This window comes from Photorhabdus noenieputensis (assembly GCF_018448935.1).
GTDB classification, from domain to species: Bacteria; Pseudomonadota; Gammaproteobacteria; order Enterobacterales; family Enterobacteriaceae; genus Photorhabdus; species Photorhabdus noenieputensis.
The window spans coordinates 1-1233 of the sequence record NZ_RCWC01000126.1 but is presented as its reverse complement, the minus strand read 5'-3'; the positions used below and the strand labels follow the sequence as shown (position 1 = coordinate 1233).

1 protein-coding gene is annotated in these 1233 nt (G+C 50.1%); it reads right to left on the bottom strand.

What is annotated here, in order from left to right; translation table 11 throughout:
* Nucleotides 1-1177: IS256 family transposase (locus tag EAE91_RS23465; protein WP_214090541.1), on the bottom strand; the 1177-nt coding region annotated here is incomplete at its 3' end.
* Nucleotides 1178-1233 lie beyond the last annotated feature (56 nt).

Genomic DNA, 1233 nt, shown 5'->3' with positions numbered 1-1233 from the left:
GCCCTTCAAAGTAAATATAGAGTTGCGACAGCGTTAGATTCCAGCTCTGTATTGGCATTGTCCATTTTTCCTGTGCATTGAGAAGCCCCAGATAAAGCAGTTTCATCAGACTGTTTTCGTTCGGGAACGCCCCTTTCGTTTTTGTCAGTTTCCTGAACTGACGGTGGACTGACTCGATGGCATTGGTTGTGTAAATCACCTTGCGGATGCCCGCCGGATAGCGGAAATAACCCGACAGGTTACCCCACTTACGACGCCAGCTCTGGATGACGACCGGATACTGTTGACTCCATTTCGCATCCAGTTCGTCCAGCGCGCTTTCTGCCGCGTCTTTTGAGACCGCACGATACACGGGTTTCAGATCAGCCATGAAGGCTTTGTGATGCTTTGAAGCTACGTATTTGATGGAGTTACGGATCTGGTGAATGACGCACAGCTGCACCTCCGTTTGCGGGTATATGCTGTTGATCGCTTCCGGGAAGCCTGTCAGGCCATCAACGCAGGCGATGAGAATATCTTTCAGTCCGCGGTTTTGCAGGTCTGTCAGCACGGATAGCCAGAAGTTTGCGCTTTCGTTTTCAGACAGATACAACCCAAGGATTTCCTTTTTCCCCTCAAGATTGAGCGCCAGTACGGTATAGACAGCCTTGCTTACGTAACGGCCATCCTCACGGATTTTGTAGTGAATGGCATCCAGCCAGATAAAGGGATAAATGGCTTCCAGCGGGCGCTGCTGCCACTGTTTTAGCTCGGGGATGACCTTATCTGTCACGGCGCTGATGGTGGCACCAGAGACGCTGAAGGCGTACAGGTCTTCAATTTCCCGGCTGATATCGGTGTAGCTCATCCCGAGGGCAAACAGGCGGATAATCTTCCGTTCTATCTCGTCTGATAACGTGGTCTGGTGCTTCTTAACCAGTTGGGGCTCAAAAGTCCCATTACGATCCCGTGGTGTAGCCAGTTCAAAGTTACCGGTCGGGGCTTTGATGGTCTTTTTTGTGGAACCATTCTTCCTGTTGGCCTCAAGGTCATTAGCCAGATAGGAGTCAAGTTCGGCAGCCAGAGCGGCTTCAGTAAGCTGCTTAATCAATGGGGTCAGGATGCCATTCTTACCGGTCAGTGCCTGACCCTCCTGAAGCGCTTTCAGGGCTTTGTCGAAATCGAAAGATTGAGTCATGTATCATTCCTTTTTGAGATATATTACTGGAATGACACAGAATTTCTAACACTCCC